Raw genomic sequence first — 15,763 nt, forward strand, 5'->3', positions numbered from 1 at the left:
CGGACAACGGATTCCGTCGATGGCCTATAAAGCACCGCTCGCCATGCGGATATTCCACTATGCGCTGTGGGCCTTCATGCTCTTCCTTCTGGCATGGTTCCTGCTCATCCCGATCTTCCTCAGGGTCACCACGCCTGAACCAACGCTGCTGCCAGATCCAGCCCCCGATGCTTCGGCAACGAGCACGCCGGGGGCGGATTCCTCTGTGCCTGTCCAGCAACCCACGCCCGCGGCAACCACCCCTTGAGCCCGGAAAGTGCACCGCCCAAGCCTACGCGTCGGCTGCTGCTCGCAGGATTGCCATTGGTGGCCCTGCTCGGTCTCGTCGGAGTTTTCGCCTTCACCCTGAGAAACCCGTCGACCGACCTCCCATCGGTTTTGGTCAGTAAGCCGGCGCCTGAATTCTCGCTGCCGCCGCTTGTTCGTTCGGGGGTCCCGGGCCTCAGCCGTGTCGACCTGATCGGACAGGTCAGCGTGGTCAACGTTTTCGCGAGTTGGTGCATCCCGTGCAGGGACGAGCATCCCTTGCTCGTCGAACTGAAAGAGAGGACCGGGGTTCGGCTGTTCGGACTGAATCTCAAGGACGAAGAAGAGAACGCCGGTGCATTCCTCGACGAGTTGGGTAATCCCTTTGACGCCATCGGCGCCGACACCAACGGACGCGCCTCGATAGAATGGGGAGTCTATGGCGTGCCGGAAACCTTCCTGGTCAACCGGGACGGGGTCGTTCTCACCCGGCGTGTCGGCCCGCTGGACAGGAAGTCGCTGGATGACCTGATCGTGTCAATCCAGCAAGCGGAGGACGCGGAATGACTGGCCGGTATCGGTCGGTCCAATATCTCAGGGGCGTGGCAGCGACTTTGGTCGTGGCTTCGCACGCCTTCCTGTATCCCATTGCGGATAAGCCGATGCTGTACGGACGCTGGGGATGGCTCGGGGTGATCCTGTTCTTCGTCATCTCGGGGTTCATCATGGTGACCGTCACCGGAGACGACCGGTTCGACGGCAGACTCTTCATCCGCCGTCGAGCGGTACGCGTCATCCCGCTGTACTGGGCGGTCACGCTGTTCACCGCAGGCCTTGCCCTCTGGGCCCCGTCGCTGTTCAAGACGATGACCTTCGATTTCTCCCAGCTGTGGCGGTCGCTGCTCTTCATCCCGTTCTTCAACGAGACCAGCGGCGGCATCCACCCCATCTACAAGCTGGGCTGGACGCTGAACTACGAAGTGTACTTCTACCTTTGCTTCGCGCTGCTCTGGTTTCTGGGGGCGACCGCCCGGGTGGTGACGCTGACGGTGCTGTTCGTCGGGCTTGCCGTGTTCGGGGGCGTAGCCAAGCCGTCATCGGACCTGGCGATATTCTACACCAGTTTTATGCCCTTGGCCTTCTGCGCGGGGATGGGGTTGGGTCTCTTGGCGCTGCACGCGACGTTCCGCGCGTCGACGGGCCTGTTGATTGCGATCGGCGTGCTGGGTTTTTCGGGATTGGTTCTCGGACTGGCGTGGCCAGCAACCGAGGTCGAAGACTGGACCGCGTTCCTCGGGTGCCTGTTATTCGCCAGTGCCGCCGTCTTTCTGGGTGTGCAGCTTGAAGCTGTGCTTCCGAAGATCTCGCTGCTGGAGCGATCGGGCGATGCATCCTATTCCACCTACCTGTCCCACATCTATGTCGTGGGAGCGTTGTCCTGGCTAGCCTACGCGGTCCTGCCGTCCGGAAATGGCGTTGTGTATATGGCGGTCGCGATCTCGACCATCGCCTGCGCCTCGGGTGTGGGGCTGCTCCTCCACAGGTCGCTCGAAGTACCCCTCGGTCGCTGGCTCGCCCCGCTTTCGGCTAGATCGCAAGGCAGAACTTCGGCGGCCAAGGCTTGAATATCGCGGACCAGCTCCTCGCTAAGGCGCACGTCGAGCATTGCGTCGCCTTGACCACCATTTTCAAGTTGTTGGGCGATCCGACCAGGCTGCGCATCGTGCTGGGGTGCCTAAATGAACCGAAATCCGTTGGTGACATTGCTACGGAATTGGGGCTGTCGCCGTCACTGGTCAGCAAGCACCTGAGACTGCTCCGTTCGGCCCGGCTTGTGGTCGGAAAGCGTAGTGCCAAACGCGTTGCCTATGGGGTTTCGGACGACCACATCAGGACCGTGCTGCTGCAGATGCTGGCCCACACAATGGAAGTGGGCGTTGCTGCAGAGGCGCCAGACGGGGAAGCGAATCATGCGACGTAGCCGGGTGCGATCCTTTGTACGATTTGGCCCTCTGGCGTCATGACTAGGCGTCATCGGGTCATCGCGTTCGCCGTCGCCGTGACCGTGCTGGTGGCTGTAGGGGTCATCGTCTACGCTCGGCTCGTCGAGCCCGAACATCCCTCTGCCGTCCACACCAAGGATCAGACCCCTTCATAGCATTTAGGGTGGTGAGAGGACCGGTCCAGGTGACCGGTCCCATCGAGTTCAGGCCGTGGCCGGCAGGTTCTGGGTAAGTTCGTCGACTTCGATGAAGGTCGGTCGGACGTTGCTCATCAATGCCTTGCGAGCGAACTCGACGGCCATCACCGGCGGTTGTCCCGAAATGTGAGCAAGCAGGCCCGCCTTGAGTGACGCGTAGTACTTGGACTCGGAGTTGAAGGTGCTGCGAAGCGATTGGGCCATCGGGGCGAAGAAGCCGTAAGCCACGAAAACGCCGAAGAAAGTGCCGACCAGAGCGCCGCCGATCATGTGGCCCAGGACTTCAGGCGGTTCGCTGATGGAGCCCATTGTCTTGATGACACCCAAAACCGCCGCGACGATGCCCAGCGCGGGAGTGCCATCAGCCAGGGACTGGATCGCCCCTACCATTTCCTCCTGCTCTTCATGATGGGTTTCGAGTTCCTCGTCCATCAGCGCTTCCATCTCATGGACGTTGTTCGATCCCAAGGTGACCATACGCATGTAGTCGCAGACGAATTCGACCGCGTGGTGGTTCTTCGCGAACGAAGGGAATGCGTTGAAAAGTCGAGACTCCGCGGGGTTCTCGATGTGCTGCTCGAGTGCGAGAATCCCCTTCGACTGGATCAGTTTGAACATGGCGTACTGCATGCCCAACATGTCCGCATAGTCCGTCTTGCTGAACTTCGGTCCTTTTAACAGGGCACCGAAGCTACCCATCGTGCCCTTGAGGACATGGCCTGGGTTGCCGATGACGAAGGCGCCGATCGCGGCGCCCAGGATGATGACGAATTCGAAAGGCTGCCAGAGTACGGCGATGTGGCCTCCGAGGGCCATGTAGCCGCCGAAGACGCAGAGCAGCACGATTATGCTGCCGACGATCAAGCGCATGGTCGCCTCCCTGCGAACTCGGAGACAAGATGATCAATAGCGGCGCGGTCGTATGTGCGCGAGGTCGAGCGCGCGCTCGTCGTCCATGAGCGGACGATGGAGTCGGTATCCATTTGGGAATTGCCCTTGGAGCCTGGCATCCGGTGACGCGAGGCTAAAACAAGACGGGTTGGCGCCAGCTTGGCGCAGCTTCCGCGTCAGGCCTTGGGCTTGTGCTCGGGAAGGCGTTCCACGTCGGTGGGAGTTTCGGGCAAGCGTAGACAGGTATGCTCTACTGTCGGCGAGACCGATGGGGGTGGCGGCGGCGCATAAGCAAGCACATCATGCGAATGGTCATGCGTGTTGCCCTTGTGGGTAGCGTGTGACGAGACCACGGAGGTCTCTGTCGAATAGGAGTGAACTACCGAGGGCTTTCCGCTGAAGGGAGCAGCCGCCGTGGCATGACCGGGCGCGAGCAGCACCAGCACCATTGCCAGGACGGTGACGATCAGGCCTATCGGGTTGCGATGTGGACGGTTGTCGCGCATGCCCACACACTCCTCGGACATGGTTAAGAATCCGTGTCTCACCGGTCACCTTCTGTTAGCCTACCTACTGCAGGCCGGCGATTATCCTGTCGTCGAAGCTCCTGCTGTCTTCCGGAACGATGCCGAGCATGGGCCCGACTTTCGAGATGATGCGTCCCGAGACCTCCCCGGCGTTCCAACCGGCGGTGTTCCCTGACTGCGGCGTCTCCGGCGATGCCTCGTCCAGCAGGATCAACATGACGTATTGCGGGTCCTCCATCGGGAAGGCCGTCACGAAGACGTTCAGGTTCTTGCCGGTGCCGTATCGCCCGTCGATCACCTTCTCCGCCGTGCCGGTCTTGCCGCCGACACGATAGCCGAGTGCCAGGCGGTTCATACGAGAGCCGGACCCGACCACCGCATTGAACCGCAGGAGCTGACGCATCTGTGCGCTCGTCGCCTCGGAGATGACCCGCGTCGACCCGGCCAACGCGGTCTCCTCGTCCCGGGGATAGAAGGTCGGGGAGATCAGGTTGCCGCCGTTCACGAATGCAGCCAACGCCCGGGCCATGTGCAATGGCGAGACGCTGAACCCATGACCGAACGATGCGGTGGCTGCAGCCACCTCCGAGAAACTGGTCGCCACACGTGGCGGTGTCCGCTCCGGCAATTCCGTGACTATGCTCTGGTCGAAGCCGATCCGGCTGAAGAACCCGTGGTAGTTGTCCTTTCCCAGCTGCTGCATCATCTGGATCGTGCCGACATTGGATGAGTAACGGAAAATCTCGGGCACGGTTAGGATCCTTCCCTCTCCGCGGAAGTCGTTGATCGCGAAACGACCGAACCTGACCGGGAAACGGGCATCGAAGGTGTCGTCCAATGTCACGGCACCGCTGTCGAGCGCAGCGGCGAAGGACACAGTCTTGACGACCGATCCAAGTTCGAAGTTTCCAGCGGTGATCCGATTGAAGCGCCCCTCCTCGAGGGCGGTGGACGGAACATTGGGGTTGAAGTCGGGCAAGGAAACCATGGCCAGCACTTCACCGGTCCGAGCGTTCAGCATCACACCGCCGGCGGCGATCGATTTGTAGCGCTCGATGGCGTCGACCAGCTCCGTTCGCATGGCATGCTGCACCCGCATGTCGATCGTGAGCTCGATCGGTTCGAGGATTTGGTTTCGCGCAAGTCCGACTGCCTGGAGAGCAGCGACGCCACCGTCGTCTATGCCGCGTTCGATACCTGCGATGCCTTCGCTGTCGATATTGACCGTGCCCAGGATATGGGCGGCGTCGGTCCCGCCTGGGTAGAAGCGGCGACTTTCGGTCAGGAAATCGAGACCCGGAATGCCAAGCCGCATGATCCGCTCGCGTATGGCCGGTGTAAGCTCACGCTTTACCCACACGAAACCCTGATCGCCGGTTAGGCGATCTCGCAGCCAGGCCTCGTCAAGTTCTGGCAGGACCGATCGGACCGCAACGACGGCCTCCTCGACATCGATAATGCGCCGAGGTTCGGCGTAAAGGGAAGGGACACGGACATCGACGGCCATAGGCAGGCCGTTTCGATCAAGGATAGGCGGACGCGACGCCTCGATTTCGCTGATGGTCCGTCCCTCGATGACAGTCTCGGTCTTCGTCGATCCGAGTTGGACAAGCCGTCCCATCACAACCGCAAAACCTATCGCCACGACTATGGCCATTATTGTAATGCGCCGACGCGTGGTGGCCGCACGTATGCTGTTCGTCCCTTCGAGGACGATCGTCTGATCGGTGGTATCCATGACGCAATTCCGTGATGACGCGGGGCACCAGTCCAAGGCCCGTCAGGAAACGAGGCGCGAGGTTGCGCCGTTTGCGTGATCAGGTCTTGATGGGTGGCCGCTTCGGCGGATAGGTCAACGCCCGGGACTGCAAAGCTTGATCGAGCAGGGGCCACGCGGCATTGCCCGCATCACTATCGCAGGAGAGCCCGTCGCTAGCATGAAGCCTCAATGCGTAATCAGTGGCACAATGACCGGTTCCCGGCATTCCGGCGGGACTGACTTGGTGCTGCACCGTCGCGTAAATAGAGGGATATCCAGCCGTCTCGATCGCTAAAGGGTGGGAAGCGCCAGGATGCAAGGCGAAGACGAGGACCAACACAAAAAGTGCTGGAAGCAATGACCTCAACTTTTGGCGGATCGCATTCATGGCCGCCATTTCAATCTGCGGCGGTTAACCGAACCTTACCGGCGGGCCGATGTGCCCGCTCGATACAGGATGTGGTTAATTCGTAAGGCTTCCACAGCAACGTCTCAGAAGACGAAGTCCATTAGCAGCTTGACGTTCAGCGCGGCGATCACCACTGCGATCAGGACCGCCAGGGCGATCAGCCATTTCGGCGCCACCAGATCACCCATCTTGGTCTTGTCGGCGGTGAACATCACTAGCGGGAACACCGCGAACGACAACTGCAGGCTCAGCACGACCTGGGTGAGGATCAATAGCTGAGCGGTGCCGGACTGGCCGAACCAGATTGTTACGCCGGCAGCAGGTACGATAGCTATGCCCCGGGTGATCAGTCGTCGCAGCCATGGCGCCAGCTTTATATCGAGGAAGCCCTCCATAACGATCTGGCCAGCCAATGTCGCGGTTACCGTGGAGTTGATGCCACAGCAAAGCAGAGCGATGCCGAACAGCGTCGGCGCGATCGCCAGGCCCAGCATTGGTGCCAATAGGCTGTGCACCTCGCCAAGTTCGGCGACCTCGGTCTGGCCGGCCACGTTGAAGGTAGCGGCGGCAAGGATCAGGATCGAAGCGTTGATGCACAGCGCGAACATCAGTGCCACCGTGGAGTCGATGGTGGCGAACTTCAGTGCCTCGCGCTTCTCCGGCAAGCTGTCGCCGTAATCGCGGGTCTGCACGATGCCGGAGTGCAGGTAGAGGTTGTGCGGCATCACGGTGGCGCCGAGGATGCCGAGCGCCAGATAGAGCATCTCCGGGTTGGTGACGATTTCGCTCGTCGGTGCGAAACCCCTGATGACGTCGCCCCAGTTGGGGTCGGCCAGGGCGATCTGCACGACGAAGCAGGCTGCGATCACCGCGAGGAGAGCGATGACCAGCGCTTCGACCCAGCGGAACCCGAGTTTCTGCAGGTAGAGGATGAGGAAGACGTCGAGCGCCGTGATAAGCACGCCGATCTCGAGCGGGATGCCGAAGATCAGGTTGAGGCCGATGGCGGTGCCGATGACCTCGGCGATGTCGGTAGCGATGATGGCGATCTCCGCCAATCCCCACAGCACGTAGGCCACCGGTTTGGGGAATGCATCACGGCATGCTTGGGCCAGGTCACGTCCGGAGGCTATCGCCAGTCTTGCGCAGAGCGACTGCAGGACGATTGCGAAAATGTTCGAGACTAGCGCCACCACGAGCAGGGCATAACCGAACTTGGAGCCGCCAGCCAGCGACGTCGCCCAGTTGCCGGGATCCATGTAGCCCACCGCCACCAGATAGCCGGGGCCGACGAACGCAGCGGCACGGCGCCAGACCGAGGACTGACCTTTCACAGGAACGGATCTGTGTACGTCAGATAACGACGCCTCCCCGCCGCTTCGGCTCCAACCTGTGAAGACCTTCGGTACGCGCGCTTCCATTGCCGATCCATGCTTTTGCAAATCATTTGCAATAAGGCATGGCGGTAATGCTTTGGCAAGTGCAACCGGAAGGATCAATCGTCAGAAAGCATCGCACTGTTTGGCAGCTTTGAGAAATCAGAATCCGTGGGTCAATATCTGACATCGGGTCAGGAGCGATCCTTGAATACCCGGTGGGGCAGGGGCCCTTCCTCAGGAGGTCAGCACCTGCTGATCAGTCGACCCTATTGACGCGGGCAATTTTGCTCGTCGTGAATGGCCTAAAGGCAATGGCCACTTGCGCCAGGAACCCCTTGCTGAAAGTGCCCAGGACTTCGGGTTGGGGATCGTAATAGTAGGACTTCTCGGCGATATCGAAATTATATTCCGAAACAGTAATCCAGGCGTCTTTCCACGCGCTCAAACCCGCGCGGCGCCGCTCGAGTTCGGGGATGGCCAGCGTGGTTTGGTCGGCGCGGGGTGGGGTGCCTGAGATGGCCAGCAGGATCAGGGCGGTTTGGTCGCCATGCGGCAATGACAGTGTCAAACACACGGGACGCTCTTTGCGGCCCTCCGTCTCGTGATTGTCGCGCTGCCATTTCCAAAGATAGGCATAGCGGATGATTGAGCCATTGGGCGGGATATCAGCCATTGGGTTCAGTGCCTTCGGCAATAATTTTGTCCAGGGCGATATCGATCTGCGCGGCCAGGTCCGGTGGCGTTTCCCCTGCGCCATAGACGCGGCGCGGATCGCCGTCCTGCTTCATGGCGGCAAAATCATCGTAGGTCATCAGGACATAGCGGGGTTTGCGGTGCTGGGTGATGGCGACCGGTTGGCGGTCTGCCGCCATGGTCACGGTTTTTAAATCGCGCAGCAGATCAACCGTGGAAAAATTCTTCATGGCACCACTCCTTCGTATTAAACGAAATATACGCTTTATTCGACTATTCGCAAGTACCGCGATTCGCGATAGCGGCCATTCCAAAATGGGTGTTCGATCAATCTTGGTCCACGAGCTGATGAAGGTCGGCCGGACCATGTCGCGCCCGGCCGACGGTGTGCCTTAGGCCGCTTGGTCGGACCTTTCGGGATCTGCCTTGGTGGCTGCATCGACATAATCAGGCTGCAGGCGATGTAGGAACGTAGCGGCCCGTTCAGCGTGGGCTGCCGCGCGGAAAATTGCCCGCTTGTCTTCCTTCAACACCTCCAGCCATGAAGCGAGATAATTGGCATGATCGGCGCGCGGCTCAATGAAAAGGTCAAGGTCTGCGCCTAGAAAAACCGCGCCTAACTCGGCCACCAGTTCTTCGCGGGCATAATCCTTGCTGCCAAAGCCATTTTTGATATCGCGATCGAGGCGGCTGGTATGAGCCGTCCAGTGCACGGCCTCGTGGGCCAGGGTTGCCACATAGGCTTCTGCGCTTTCAAAGGCTTCATAGAGTGGCATCTGAATAAAGTCAGCGGCAGGCTGATAAAAAGCCCGGTCGCCGCCGTGGCGTAAGTCTGCGCCGATATTGGTGAAGAACGCGTCCGCCGCCTCAATGCGCTGCATCTGATCAAGCGGCGTGTTTGGCTCTACCGCAACGGGATGGAAGCGTTCAGGCAGGCCGTCTACCTGATCGGCATTGAAGACGGAATAAGCTTTGAGAAACGGGATGCGGCTTTCTTCGTCCTCGCCTTTTTCGTTCTGCTCGGTGCGCTCGATGGCCCCGGCATAGACAACGGTCGCCGCCTTCTCCCCTTTGCGGACCTGACCGCCCAACCCCAGCGCCTGACGGTAGGTCATCCAAAAGCTCGACCGATAGCCACAGGTTTGCGCTTGCATCCAGAGCAACAGTGTATTGATACCCCGATAGGCAAGGCCATTGGCGCGTAGCGGACGGGTGAGAGGGGCTGCATTGATAGCCCAGGGACGATGCCAAGGACGGGTTCCGGCCTCTAACTGCTCTATAATCTTAGCTGTGACGCGCTCGTAAACGTCGACACGGGGAGCCTCGCAGGTCTTGATAGCCTTATTGGTCTTGCTGTTTCCGGTGTCACGATTGGCGGTTTTGGGTGTGCGGGTGGTCATACTTTCTCTCCTTGATCTGACCCGTAGGGGCAGAGGCCGCGCCTCTGCCTCCGAGGTGTCCGCGACCGGACCGGAGAGAGGGGGGCAAGAGCGGAAGCGGGGAGGGGGATCACCCACCCAAAGGGGTGACGAAAATCCGCGCATGCGGATCTTCGGCGCTCCTGCAACGGAGGCCGAAGGCCGAAAGTGAAGGATGGGGAAACCCCGCTGCAGCTCTTGCGGGGGAGAGAGCGCCGGGCGGTCTTTCCCCCTAAGTAGGAGAAAAGCGAGCTGCTCTAGGAAGCGGAATTCGAACTCTTATGGTAGTGCCAATGCCGGGTTTGCTGACGATCGTCAGCTTGCCGCCTAGGGACGTGGCCATTTGAACGCAACTGGTCAAGCCTAGGCCGGTGTGCTCGCCGGCCTTGGTTGAGAAGAAGGGCATTGTGGCCTTTTCGACAATTTCAGGGGGCATTCCAACCCCGTTATCGGTGACCTGGAGCAGCAGCATGGGGGACTGGAATGGGAAGGTCGGGCGTTTGATCGCCGCTTTGACCGCGACCTTGGGAGCTTCTATTTGTTCGACAGCCGCAAGCGCGTTTTGAACGAGCTCATCCAGCACTACGCTAACGGCGCTTGCGGGTACATGCCAGTGAACAGCATCTGCGTTTGCCACGATGTCCACGGTATCGTTTTGGGCTAAGCCGCCCATCAACTTTCCCAGGACCTCTGTACGTTGCTCGCTTTTCGAGTGGGCGATCTGGTGCAGGTCATCATTTATTCCTTCGAGCTCAAGTGCGGCGCTTCTGGCGGCAATCACCATTTCCCTGTTTGGGGGTTTTTCGGCGCTAACGTTGTCCAAGAACATCCGCAAGGCTGTCACGCGCGATCGTGTCATATGGACGAACAGCGAAGCGAAAGCACGGATCTGCTTGTCCTGCCAAAACAGGTATGAGTAGCGTCGATAAATAGTGACGTAGATGAGTGCGAGCGGCCCTAATGCGAGCCATAGATACATCCAGTTTCGTGCAATATCCTGCCTGATCTGCTCAGAAACCATCATCTGTGTGGCGTGATTACGCGGTGTGGTTGCCATGTTTTTCGTTATTTCACGCACTTGCTCAGACAGTGCCTCAGACGTGGCGGCTCCCGACAGGATAGTGGGCATAACAGCAGTTTCATAGGAATGCTGGCTCTGTTCTAGGAGCGCAATTTGATCCTCATCAATCAAAGTCGGCAGATATAACAACGACAGAATCTGCGCGATGTTGGTCTGTGCAAGCATGGTCTGCCGCATCGCGTCGGGATTGAGATCGTTCCCGGTTGCCGCAGACAATTCTATGTATCCGGTGAGCCGAATGAGGGCTTCGCGAGCCTGACCTGCTCGCCACTGAAACTCAGATCTTTGGGTCAGGAACTGACTGGTCTGAATTCTAAAACTATCGCTCTGCACAAACGCCCAGACCGTGCCAGCGAGGAAGATGAGTAGTCCAATGTAGGGGAGCGCGGCAAAGAAGTGCTTGGGAATGACCCTTTTCATGGAAGGGGCTGAACGGAAATCGGGAAAAAGACCCAGATGGCATTGCGCGACGGATGGTAATAGTCGGGTAAGCTATCATACGGCCAGACCATGAACATCGGACCCTTTTCGACCATTGAGATGGGACGGAACTCTTGCTCCGGCGCACATACGGCACGTTGACGATCTTGGTCAGTGCAGTTCCGTTCGACCGCGATGATCGGATGATAGCTCACAATCTCGTCCATGGTGATGTCGGAATAAAAGTCGTCGTAAGCGGTCACGCGCACAGACGCGCCGTTGGCCTGTCCGGTCTTGGACAGTACGTCAGCAAGCAATGGGCCACGGTAGGTAACGGCTTCGCCCTCCGCTGTCCAAGGCGTGCGCGTGTTGTAGGTTTGCTGGCTGAAAACTGTCTTCAACTGCTCCGTGCTGAAAGTTTCGACATCCTCGCCTTGAGCGTCTTTGATGGTCATGATGTTGGGGTCCGACACGTCGACCGCCGAGACAGGCAGCGCAGGGCCAGCCAGTGGCGCAACTAGAAGCGAAAGTGCGAAAAGTACGGATCTATTTGAAATTTTCATTGCTGGCTTCTGACTGATATTCGCGAGGGCCGTCGTTTTGTGCAAAAAGCACGCATGACCCAAAGGAGGCTCGGGGGTCGTAAGCGAAGCCCCGAATGGTCAGCGCTTGAGTGATGCGGCGAATGCCCTCCAATCCGTATAGGTGATCGTGCAGCTCAATGAAAATACGCTGAATCCCGGGCAGTTCGGCTCCAACAAGCAAGTCCCTTTCTGCACCCTCAATATCCATGAAGAGAACATTTATGGCGTGAGCCGTAATAAATTCGTCGATGTTGGATGAGGACAAAGTGATGGTTTGTTCATAAGGCCCCTGGTCTTGATCGATCGAGGACATCCAGAGGTCTTTGCGAATGTAGAAGGTGTGTTCACTGGCAGGCCCGGAAGTGAGTAAGCCTTGGGTCAAACTGACGTTATTGACGCCATTGGCCTCCAGCACCCGATGCCCTAGGGCAACCGTGGCCGGATTTGCTTCCACTGCCCAGACCTTGACGCCCTCAATGCGGGAAATCAGCGTTGTGATGACCGAAAGGCCGCTGCCAAGTTCTAAAACCCGGTCGTTTGGCTTCACAACAGCGGCGACCCTTTTAGCCTCTTTTGCCTCGTAGGAACCGCTTTCGAGCGCTTGCCATATCACCGGGGAAATGTCGCTGTTTTTAACGGGAACTTTTACGCCGTGAACGTTCAAAATATGCATGCATTAGATCCCAACAGGCAATTTATGGTCAGACTTCATTATTTTTGCACGGGCCTTTTTGAAGTATTTTTCGGCTGAATCGCGATCGATTCCGAGCTTGCCCGCTACCTGCTCATAAATCTGGATGCGCGACATTCCTGGCTCCCGCCGAGCCATCAGGTTGATGATTTCTTGTTCACGGGGGGTCAGCGCAGAATGACAATAATCGGGAACGGTCATCGTCACTCTGGACAAGCGGATGGAGAATCCGCTCGATGAAATGTCATCGAGCACATCACTGAGCATCCCTGGTTCCAGCCCGGTTTTGCCGAGATAGGCGACTGCGCCCAATCCGCGGAACTGGTCAGCTTCGGCCGTGTTGTCAGAGCCAGTTATGACCGCGTGCAGAGCCGTTGGTGATGCTTCAATAATCCTGCTGACTACCGAGAGCCTGTCATCCTTAGACGTTGGGTCAAAACCCGGTAGTCCTGGGTCTATAATCACGAGATCGAAATTTTCTTTGGCTAGCTCATAGAGAGCAATTTGAAGCGTCTGCGCACCTAGCACCGCTGCGTTCTCGAAAGCCGTGCTTATCTGGTCCATCAGCGCCAGGCGCATAAGGGTTTGATCTTCTACCACCAGTGCGCGGTACGTGCTTTCCACGGCTTCATTCCATTTTTTCAGGGGTCAATGTGACGTTTGACATGGAAAAACAGACCCAAATAGGGACAGCCCTATCCCTTTTTTTTGGAAGCGCACCCGGTAGCGTGCCGGCGGATTGCAGATAGAGCATTTCGCAGAGCCAGCCGTTCCGTCCGTCTAAAGCGTCAGGTACACCAGATTCCAGCCCACAAAAACTATGAGTTGGACTACGCCGTCTGGGGCTCCGTTAGGCGGCAATCTCGTCGGGTCAAAGCGCGGCCGAACGTGTTCAATTCCATACCGTTCGAAGTCGGTCTGCAGTGGGTTGAGCGGATACGTTTTTTGGCTCTCGCGTCGGCGCGTAGCCCTTATCGCTCACACTGTCCGCTTCAGCAATGATTAGGGAGTCGTCGGATTTCAAGCTGCCGTCGCCATTTCGCCGAGCATTGAATAGGGGCGTCATGCCGCAAAGAATACGGTCGTTTGTTTATCAAGATGAGGAAACGCCTGGGGCTCTGCCTTCGGCTTTCGTTTGCACACCCGATGCTCACCACGAGGCAGGGGAGCCGGCGGCGCCAGCTCCCTCTGAACAGAGTGACGCAAAAGGTATGAGCTACGAACAGACCGAAGCTGCGATAGACGCCCACATGAAAGCGTACGGGCTGTTCACGAGGGCGCAACGCGGCGGGGCGGTTGAGAATCTTCGGGAATTCAGCGCGCGCGAATTTGAGCTGCGCTGCGCTCTTTTGGAGGGGCGCGGGAATGGCACGGAAACCGAAACCAAGCGACTGACATACATCGTAGGATTTATGATTGTCAGTCGGGTCAGGGGGGGTGAACACCTTGCCGGGGAGGCGGTTGACCCTCATTGAGTGGGGCAACCTTGAGACTCTTTTTTTTCCGTTGAGTTTCAGCCGTGCGGCGACCAATGCGACGCCTGGAACAATGGTGGCGACGAACATGTGTAGTTCAGCATCGGCATGCGTCACTTGCCAGTCACTTTAGGAAGGTTGCGGCTCTCGAACATCGGCGGCGTCACGTCACGGTGACGATCAGCGAGAAGATTGTAGTCAGCAATCGGCTGGCGTGTGGGGGTTTGGTCGACAGCGCGCCGGCGCCACTCGTCCATATCGAGTACAAAGGTGCCCCAAATCCCGTACCGCTTGGCAACGGCTTCGGACTGAACCGAGAAATACTCAGTGCGGAGCGGCCTTGGCGTGTTAATCACGGCCAGACCGACCCGAAGCATTTCAAGCGCGAGGTCTCTACCCCTTACAGTGCAATAGGCCAGGACTTGGCCCGAATGGGTGAAACCTGCACCAAGGCATTCGACCGATTGCGCTCCCACTGTCCGCGTGAGCCAAGCTTTGGCATTTGCTCCGCACGGAACGGGGGATGACCCGGACGATGATTGCACCACCGCCCATTGCGTAAGCTCGCAAGTGTCAATGTTCATGAGCTGAACAGTCCGGCCATGCTCGGGGAACATTAGGGTTCGACCGTCAACAACACTCACGCGACCGGAGAAGCCGGGAGGTGCGAGCCGGGCGTCGGTTGCGATATATCGCTGGCTTGAGGTGCAGCCGGTCAACGCGACTGACAGGCCAATAGCGGTAAGAATAGCAGCGCGAGCGATCATTGCTGGGAGTTTCCTGCAGGTCTATTGGCCTGGATGGCAAGGGCAATGGCTGGGTGCTGCACATCGGAAAACTGCCAAAGGCCGCGTTTTTCTTCGCGGGCGGTTTGCTCTGCGACGGCGTAGTTAGCGCTGTAGGGCAATCCATCCTTGTCGAGCGCAGCGAAGGCAAAACCGCTCGATATGAGTAAGGTGCCAAGATCCAGTTGCTGGTCGCCAACGCTGGAATAACACATGACATAGGTCAGCTCGCCCAGGACGATCACTGGCGCGCAAACCGGCTTGGTGTCCTTGATATAGGCGGCGAACATGGCCAGCGAAGCGTCGCCACAATCGGCAAGCTGGCCAGCGCCGTTCGTATATGTGGTGGAGCGTAGGCAGGATTGAACGCCGTATAGGCGGTAGTTCTTAGCGCCATCGCTCCAGGACTCGCCCGTCATGAGGGTCACCCCCGGCGCCAGGTCAAAATAACCGGGAGGCGCTGCAATACCCGCCGTGGAGGCAAACCCGACAGCGATCACAGCGAGAGCAGTTAGAGGAAACCGGCTCATTGTGCTTGCACGCGTGGGTCAGCCCACATGCCATAGCCTTCCTTACCGATGGCAGCGCTGTCCTCCAGATCGGGACGCAGCAGATTTCCTGCACGGTCTTTTTCGAGCCTCAAAAAGCCGGTGGAAACAAGCTGTTCCTCCAGGTTGTAGACACTGTCCATGGCGCCGGGAAAGTAGACGTACACATAGCAGCTAGCATCTTGCTCAGCCGCATTCTGCTCGGACACAAATGCTCGACAATAGATGACCTTGGGGTTTTCCAGCTCGGTGCTCAGACCGCTCATGGCCCAGTCTGCGCAGCTCCCCGTATAGCCCTCCGTCTGGTTGACCATGTCGCCGTTACACGCCTCAAGCCCGTAGAGCTTGACCACCGTGTTTGCGTTGACGCGAAATTGAGTGCCAGAGATCGCCTTAAAGCCGTCGGCTGACGCGTATCCTTTGCGCTCAACGACGGCACCGGTTGCGTCTGAATACTCCATGACCAGTACGGTTTTGCCTGGAGCGGCCAGTGAGCGGACATAGCTCTGATCTACGGGCTCTATCGCATGCGCCCACCCAATCGTTCCCGCAAGCATGAGGACGGCCAGACCAACGGTGTTGCCCTTATGCGTCATGTTAGGTGTATCCCTATTTAGATATCGCTAAGACAAGTTTGGGGGTTTCGATTTCGGAACT

At 58.5% G+C, this 15,763-nt stretch carries 19 protein-coding genes; 5 read left to right on the forward strand and 14 right to left on the reverse strand.

Going from position 1 to position 15,763, the window contains the following annotated elements; translation table 11 throughout:
• Nucleotides 1-19: 19 nt before the first annotated feature.
• Genes DevBK_RS19420 through DevBK_RS19440 form a run of 5 tightly spaced genes read left to right on the forward strand, consistent with a single transcriptional unit; the run spans nucleotide 20 to nucleotide 2,404 of the window.
• Nucleotides 20-247, forward strand: a complete 228-nt coding sequence (locus DevBK_RS19420; RefSeq protein WP_317186666.1) for a hypothetical protein — start codon at nucleotides 20-22, stop codon at nucleotides 245-247.
• 59 nt (nucleotides 248-306) lie between these two features.
• Entirely contained in the window at nucleotides 307-813 is a 507-nt protein-coding gene (locus DevBK_RS19425; RefSeq protein WP_317186717.1) for a DsbE family thiol:disulfide interchange protein, read from the forward strand.
• The gene (locus DevBK_RS19430) at nucleotides 810-1,871 is read left to right on the forward strand and encodes an acyltransferase (protein ID WP_317186667.1); all 1,062 of its coding nucleotides are present in this window, start codon (nucleotides 810-812) and stop codon (nucleotides 1,869-1,871) included. The genes DevBK_RS19425 and DevBK_RS19430 overlap by 4 nt, the downstream gene beginning before the upstream one ends.
• On the forward strand, nucleotides 1,868-2,227 hold the full coding sequence (locus tag DevBK_RS19435; RefSeq protein WP_410494109.1) for an ArsR/SmtB family transcription factor: 360 nt from the start codon (nucleotides 1,868-1,870) through the stop codon (nucleotides 2,225-2,227). The genes DevBK_RS19430 and DevBK_RS19435 overlap by 4 nt, the downstream gene beginning before the upstream one ends.
• Before the next feature lie 39 nt (nucleotides 2,228-2,266).
• On the forward strand, nucleotides 2,267-2,404 hold the full coding sequence (locus DevBK_RS19440) for a hypothetical protein (RefSeq protein WP_317186668.1): 138 nt from the start codon (nucleotides 2,267-2,269) through the stop codon (nucleotides 2,402-2,404).
• Nucleotides 2,405-2,452: 48 nt separating this feature from the next.
• Here DevBK_RS19440 and motA read toward each other — a convergent pair whose 3' ends face one another.
• From motA to DevBK_RS19510, 14 genes are all read right to left on the reverse strand, one after another.
• Complete coding sequence (gene motA, locus DevBK_RS19445) at nucleotides 2,453-3,316, reverse strand: flagellar motor stator protein MotA (RefSeq protein WP_317186669.1); 864 nt, start codon at nucleotides 3,314-3,316, stop codon at nucleotides 2,453-2,455.
• Nucleotides 3,317-3,513: 197 nt separating this feature from the next.
• Nucleotides 3,514-3,864, reverse strand: coding sequence for a hypothetical protein (locus DevBK_RS19450; RefSeq protein WP_317186670.1), 351 nt, complete (start codon nucleotides 3,862-3,864; stop codon nucleotides 3,514-3,516).
• Between the two features lie 43 nt (nucleotides 3,865-3,907).
• A complete protein-coding gene (locus DevBK_RS19455; protein WP_317186671.1) occupies nucleotides 3,908-5,602 on the reverse strand; it encodes a penicillin-binding protein 2 in 1,695 nt (564 codons plus the stop codon).
• Between the two features lie 513 nt (nucleotides 5,603-6,115).
• A complete protein-coding gene (locus DevBK_RS19460) occupies nucleotides 6,116-7,453 on the reverse strand; it encodes an Nramp family divalent metal transporter (RefSeq protein WP_317186672.1) in 1,338 nt (445 codons plus the stop codon).
• Between the two features lie 214 nt (nucleotides 7,454-7,667).
• A complete protein-coding gene (locus DevBK_RS19465; protein WP_317186673.1) occupies nucleotides 7,668-8,084 on the reverse strand; it encodes a hypothetical protein in 417 nt (138 codons plus the stop codon).
• Complete coding sequence (locus tag DevBK_RS19470) at nucleotides 8,077-8,334, reverse strand: type II toxin-antitoxin system Phd/YefM family antitoxin (protein ID WP_317186674.1); 258 nt, start codon at nucleotides 8,332-8,334, stop codon at nucleotides 8,077-8,079. Before DevBK_RS19470 ends, DevBK_RS19465 begins: the two co-directional genes overlap by 8 nt.
• A 162-nt stretch (nucleotides 8,335-8,496) precedes the next feature.
• Nucleotides 8,497-9,504: an ArdC family protein gene (locus tag DevBK_RS19475; protein WP_317186675.1), complete on the reverse strand. Its 1,008-nt coding sequence runs from the start codon at nucleotides 9,502-9,504 to the stop codon at nucleotides 8,497-8,499.
• Nucleotides 9,505-9,754: 250 nt separating this feature from the next.
• Entirely contained in the window at nucleotides 9,755-11,023 is a 1,269-nt protein-coding gene (locus DevBK_RS19480; protein WP_317186676.1) for a sensor histidine kinase, read from the reverse strand.
• On the reverse strand, nucleotides 11,020-11,478 hold the full coding sequence (locus tag DevBK_RS19485) for a hypothetical protein (protein WP_317186677.1): 459 nt from the start codon (nucleotides 11,476-11,478) through the stop codon (nucleotides 11,020-11,022). The genes DevBK_RS19480 and DevBK_RS19485 overlap by 4 nt, the downstream gene beginning before the upstream one ends.
• Nucleotides 11,479-11,569: 91 nt before the next feature.
• A complete protein-coding gene (locus DevBK_RS19490; protein WP_317186678.1) occupies nucleotides 11,570-12,280 on the reverse strand; it encodes an FkbM family methyltransferase in 711 nt (236 codons plus the stop codon).
• 3 nt (nucleotides 12,281-12,283) lie between these two features.
• Nucleotides 12,284-12,922 carry a DNA-binding response regulator gene (locus DevBK_RS19495; protein ID WP_317186679.1) on the reverse strand — a complete coding sequence of 213 codons (639 nt, stop codon included), beginning with the start codon at nucleotides 12,920-12,922 and terminating at the stop codon, nucleotides 12,284-12,286.
• Between the two features lie 964 nt (nucleotides 12,923-13,886).
• A complete protein-coding gene (locus tag DevBK_RS19500) occupies nucleotides 13,887-14,540 on the reverse strand; it encodes a thermonuclease family protein (protein ID WP_317186680.1) in 654 nt (217 codons plus the stop codon).
• A complete protein-coding gene (locus DevBK_RS19505; RefSeq protein WP_410494110.1) occupies nucleotides 14,537-14,977 on the reverse strand; it encodes a thermonuclease family protein in 441 nt (146 codons plus the stop codon). The genes DevBK_RS19500 and DevBK_RS19505 overlap by 4 nt, the downstream gene beginning before the upstream one ends.
• Nucleotides 14,978-15,084: 107 nt before the next feature.
• Nucleotides 15,085-15,663: a hypothetical protein gene (locus tag DevBK_RS19510; protein ID WP_410494113.1), complete on the reverse strand. Its 579-nt coding sequence runs from the start codon at nucleotides 15,661-15,663 to the stop codon at nucleotides 15,085-15,087.
• Between the last annotated feature and the right edge of the window lie 100 nt (nucleotides 15,664-15,763).

Source organism: Devosia sp. BK (assembly GCF_032907385.1).
Classification (GTDB): Bacteria; Pseudomonadota; Alphaproteobacteria; order Rhizobiales; family Devosiaceae; genus Devosia.

Bases quoted from the DNA above. Each gene is read 5' to 3' on its own strand.
- DevBK_RS19475 (WP_317186675.1), bottom strand. From the start codon at position 9,504: ATGACCACCCGCACACCCAAAACCGCCAATCGTGACACCGGAAACAGC.
- DevBK_RS19510 (WP_410494113.1), bottom strand. From the start codon at position 15,663: ATGCTTGCGGGAACGATTGGGTGGGCGCATGCGATAGAGCCCGTAGAT.
- DevBK_RS19450 (WP_317186670.1), bottom strand. From the start codon at position 3,864: ATGTCCGAGGAGTGTGTGGGCATGCGCGACAACCGTCCACATCGCAAC.
- DevBK_RS19485 (WP_317186677.1), bottom strand. From the start codon at position 11,478: ATGACCATCAAAGACGCTCAAGGCGAGGATGTCGAAACTTTCAGCACG.
- DevBK_RS19465 (WP_317186673.1), bottom strand. From the start codon at position 8,084: ATGGCTGATATCCCGCCCAATGGCTCAATCATCCGCTATGCCTATCTT.
- DevBK_RS19470 (WP_317186674.1), bottom strand. From the start codon at position 8,334: ATGAAGAATTTTTCCACGGTTGATCTGCTGCGCGATTTAAAAACCGTG.
- DevBK_RS19440 (WP_317186668.1), top strand. From the start codon at position 2,267: ATGACTAGGCGTCATCGGGTCATCGCGTTCGCCGTCGCCGTGACCGTG.
- DevBK_RS19460 (WP_317186672.1), bottom strand. From the start codon at position 7,453: ATGGAAGCGCGCGTACCGAAGGTCTTCACAGGTTGGAGCCGAAGCGGC.
- DevBK_RS19500 (WP_317186680.1), bottom strand. From the start codon at position 14,540: ATGATCGCTCGCGCTGCTATTCTTACCGCTATTGGCCTGTCAGTCGCG.
- DevBK_RS19490 (WP_317186678.1), bottom strand. From the start codon at position 12,280: ATGCATATTTTGAACGTTCACGGCGTAAAAGTTCCCGTTAAAAACAGC.
- DevBK_RS19430 (WP_317186667.1), top strand. From the start codon at position 810: ATGACTGGCCGGTATCGGTCGGTCCAATATCTCAGGGGCGTGGCAGCG.
- DevBK_RS19420 (WP_317186666.1), top strand. From the start codon at position 20: ATGGCCTATAAAGCACCGCTCGCCATGCGGATATTCCACTATGCGCTG.
- motA (WP_317186669.1), bottom strand. From the start codon at position 3,316: ATGCGCTTGATCGTCGGCAGCATAATCGTGCTGCTCTGCGTCTTCGGC.
- DevBK_RS19455 (WP_317186671.1), bottom strand. From the start codon at position 5,602: ATGGATACCACCGATCAGACGATCGTCCTCGAAGGGACGAACAGCATA.
- DevBK_RS19480 (WP_317186676.1), bottom strand. From the start codon at position 11,023: ATGAAAAGGGTCATTCCCAAGCACTTCTTTGCCGCGCTCCCCTACATT.
- DevBK_RS19505 (WP_410494110.1), bottom strand. From the start codon at position 14,977: ATGACGGGCGAGTCCTGGAGCGATGGCGCTAAGAACTACCGCCTATAC.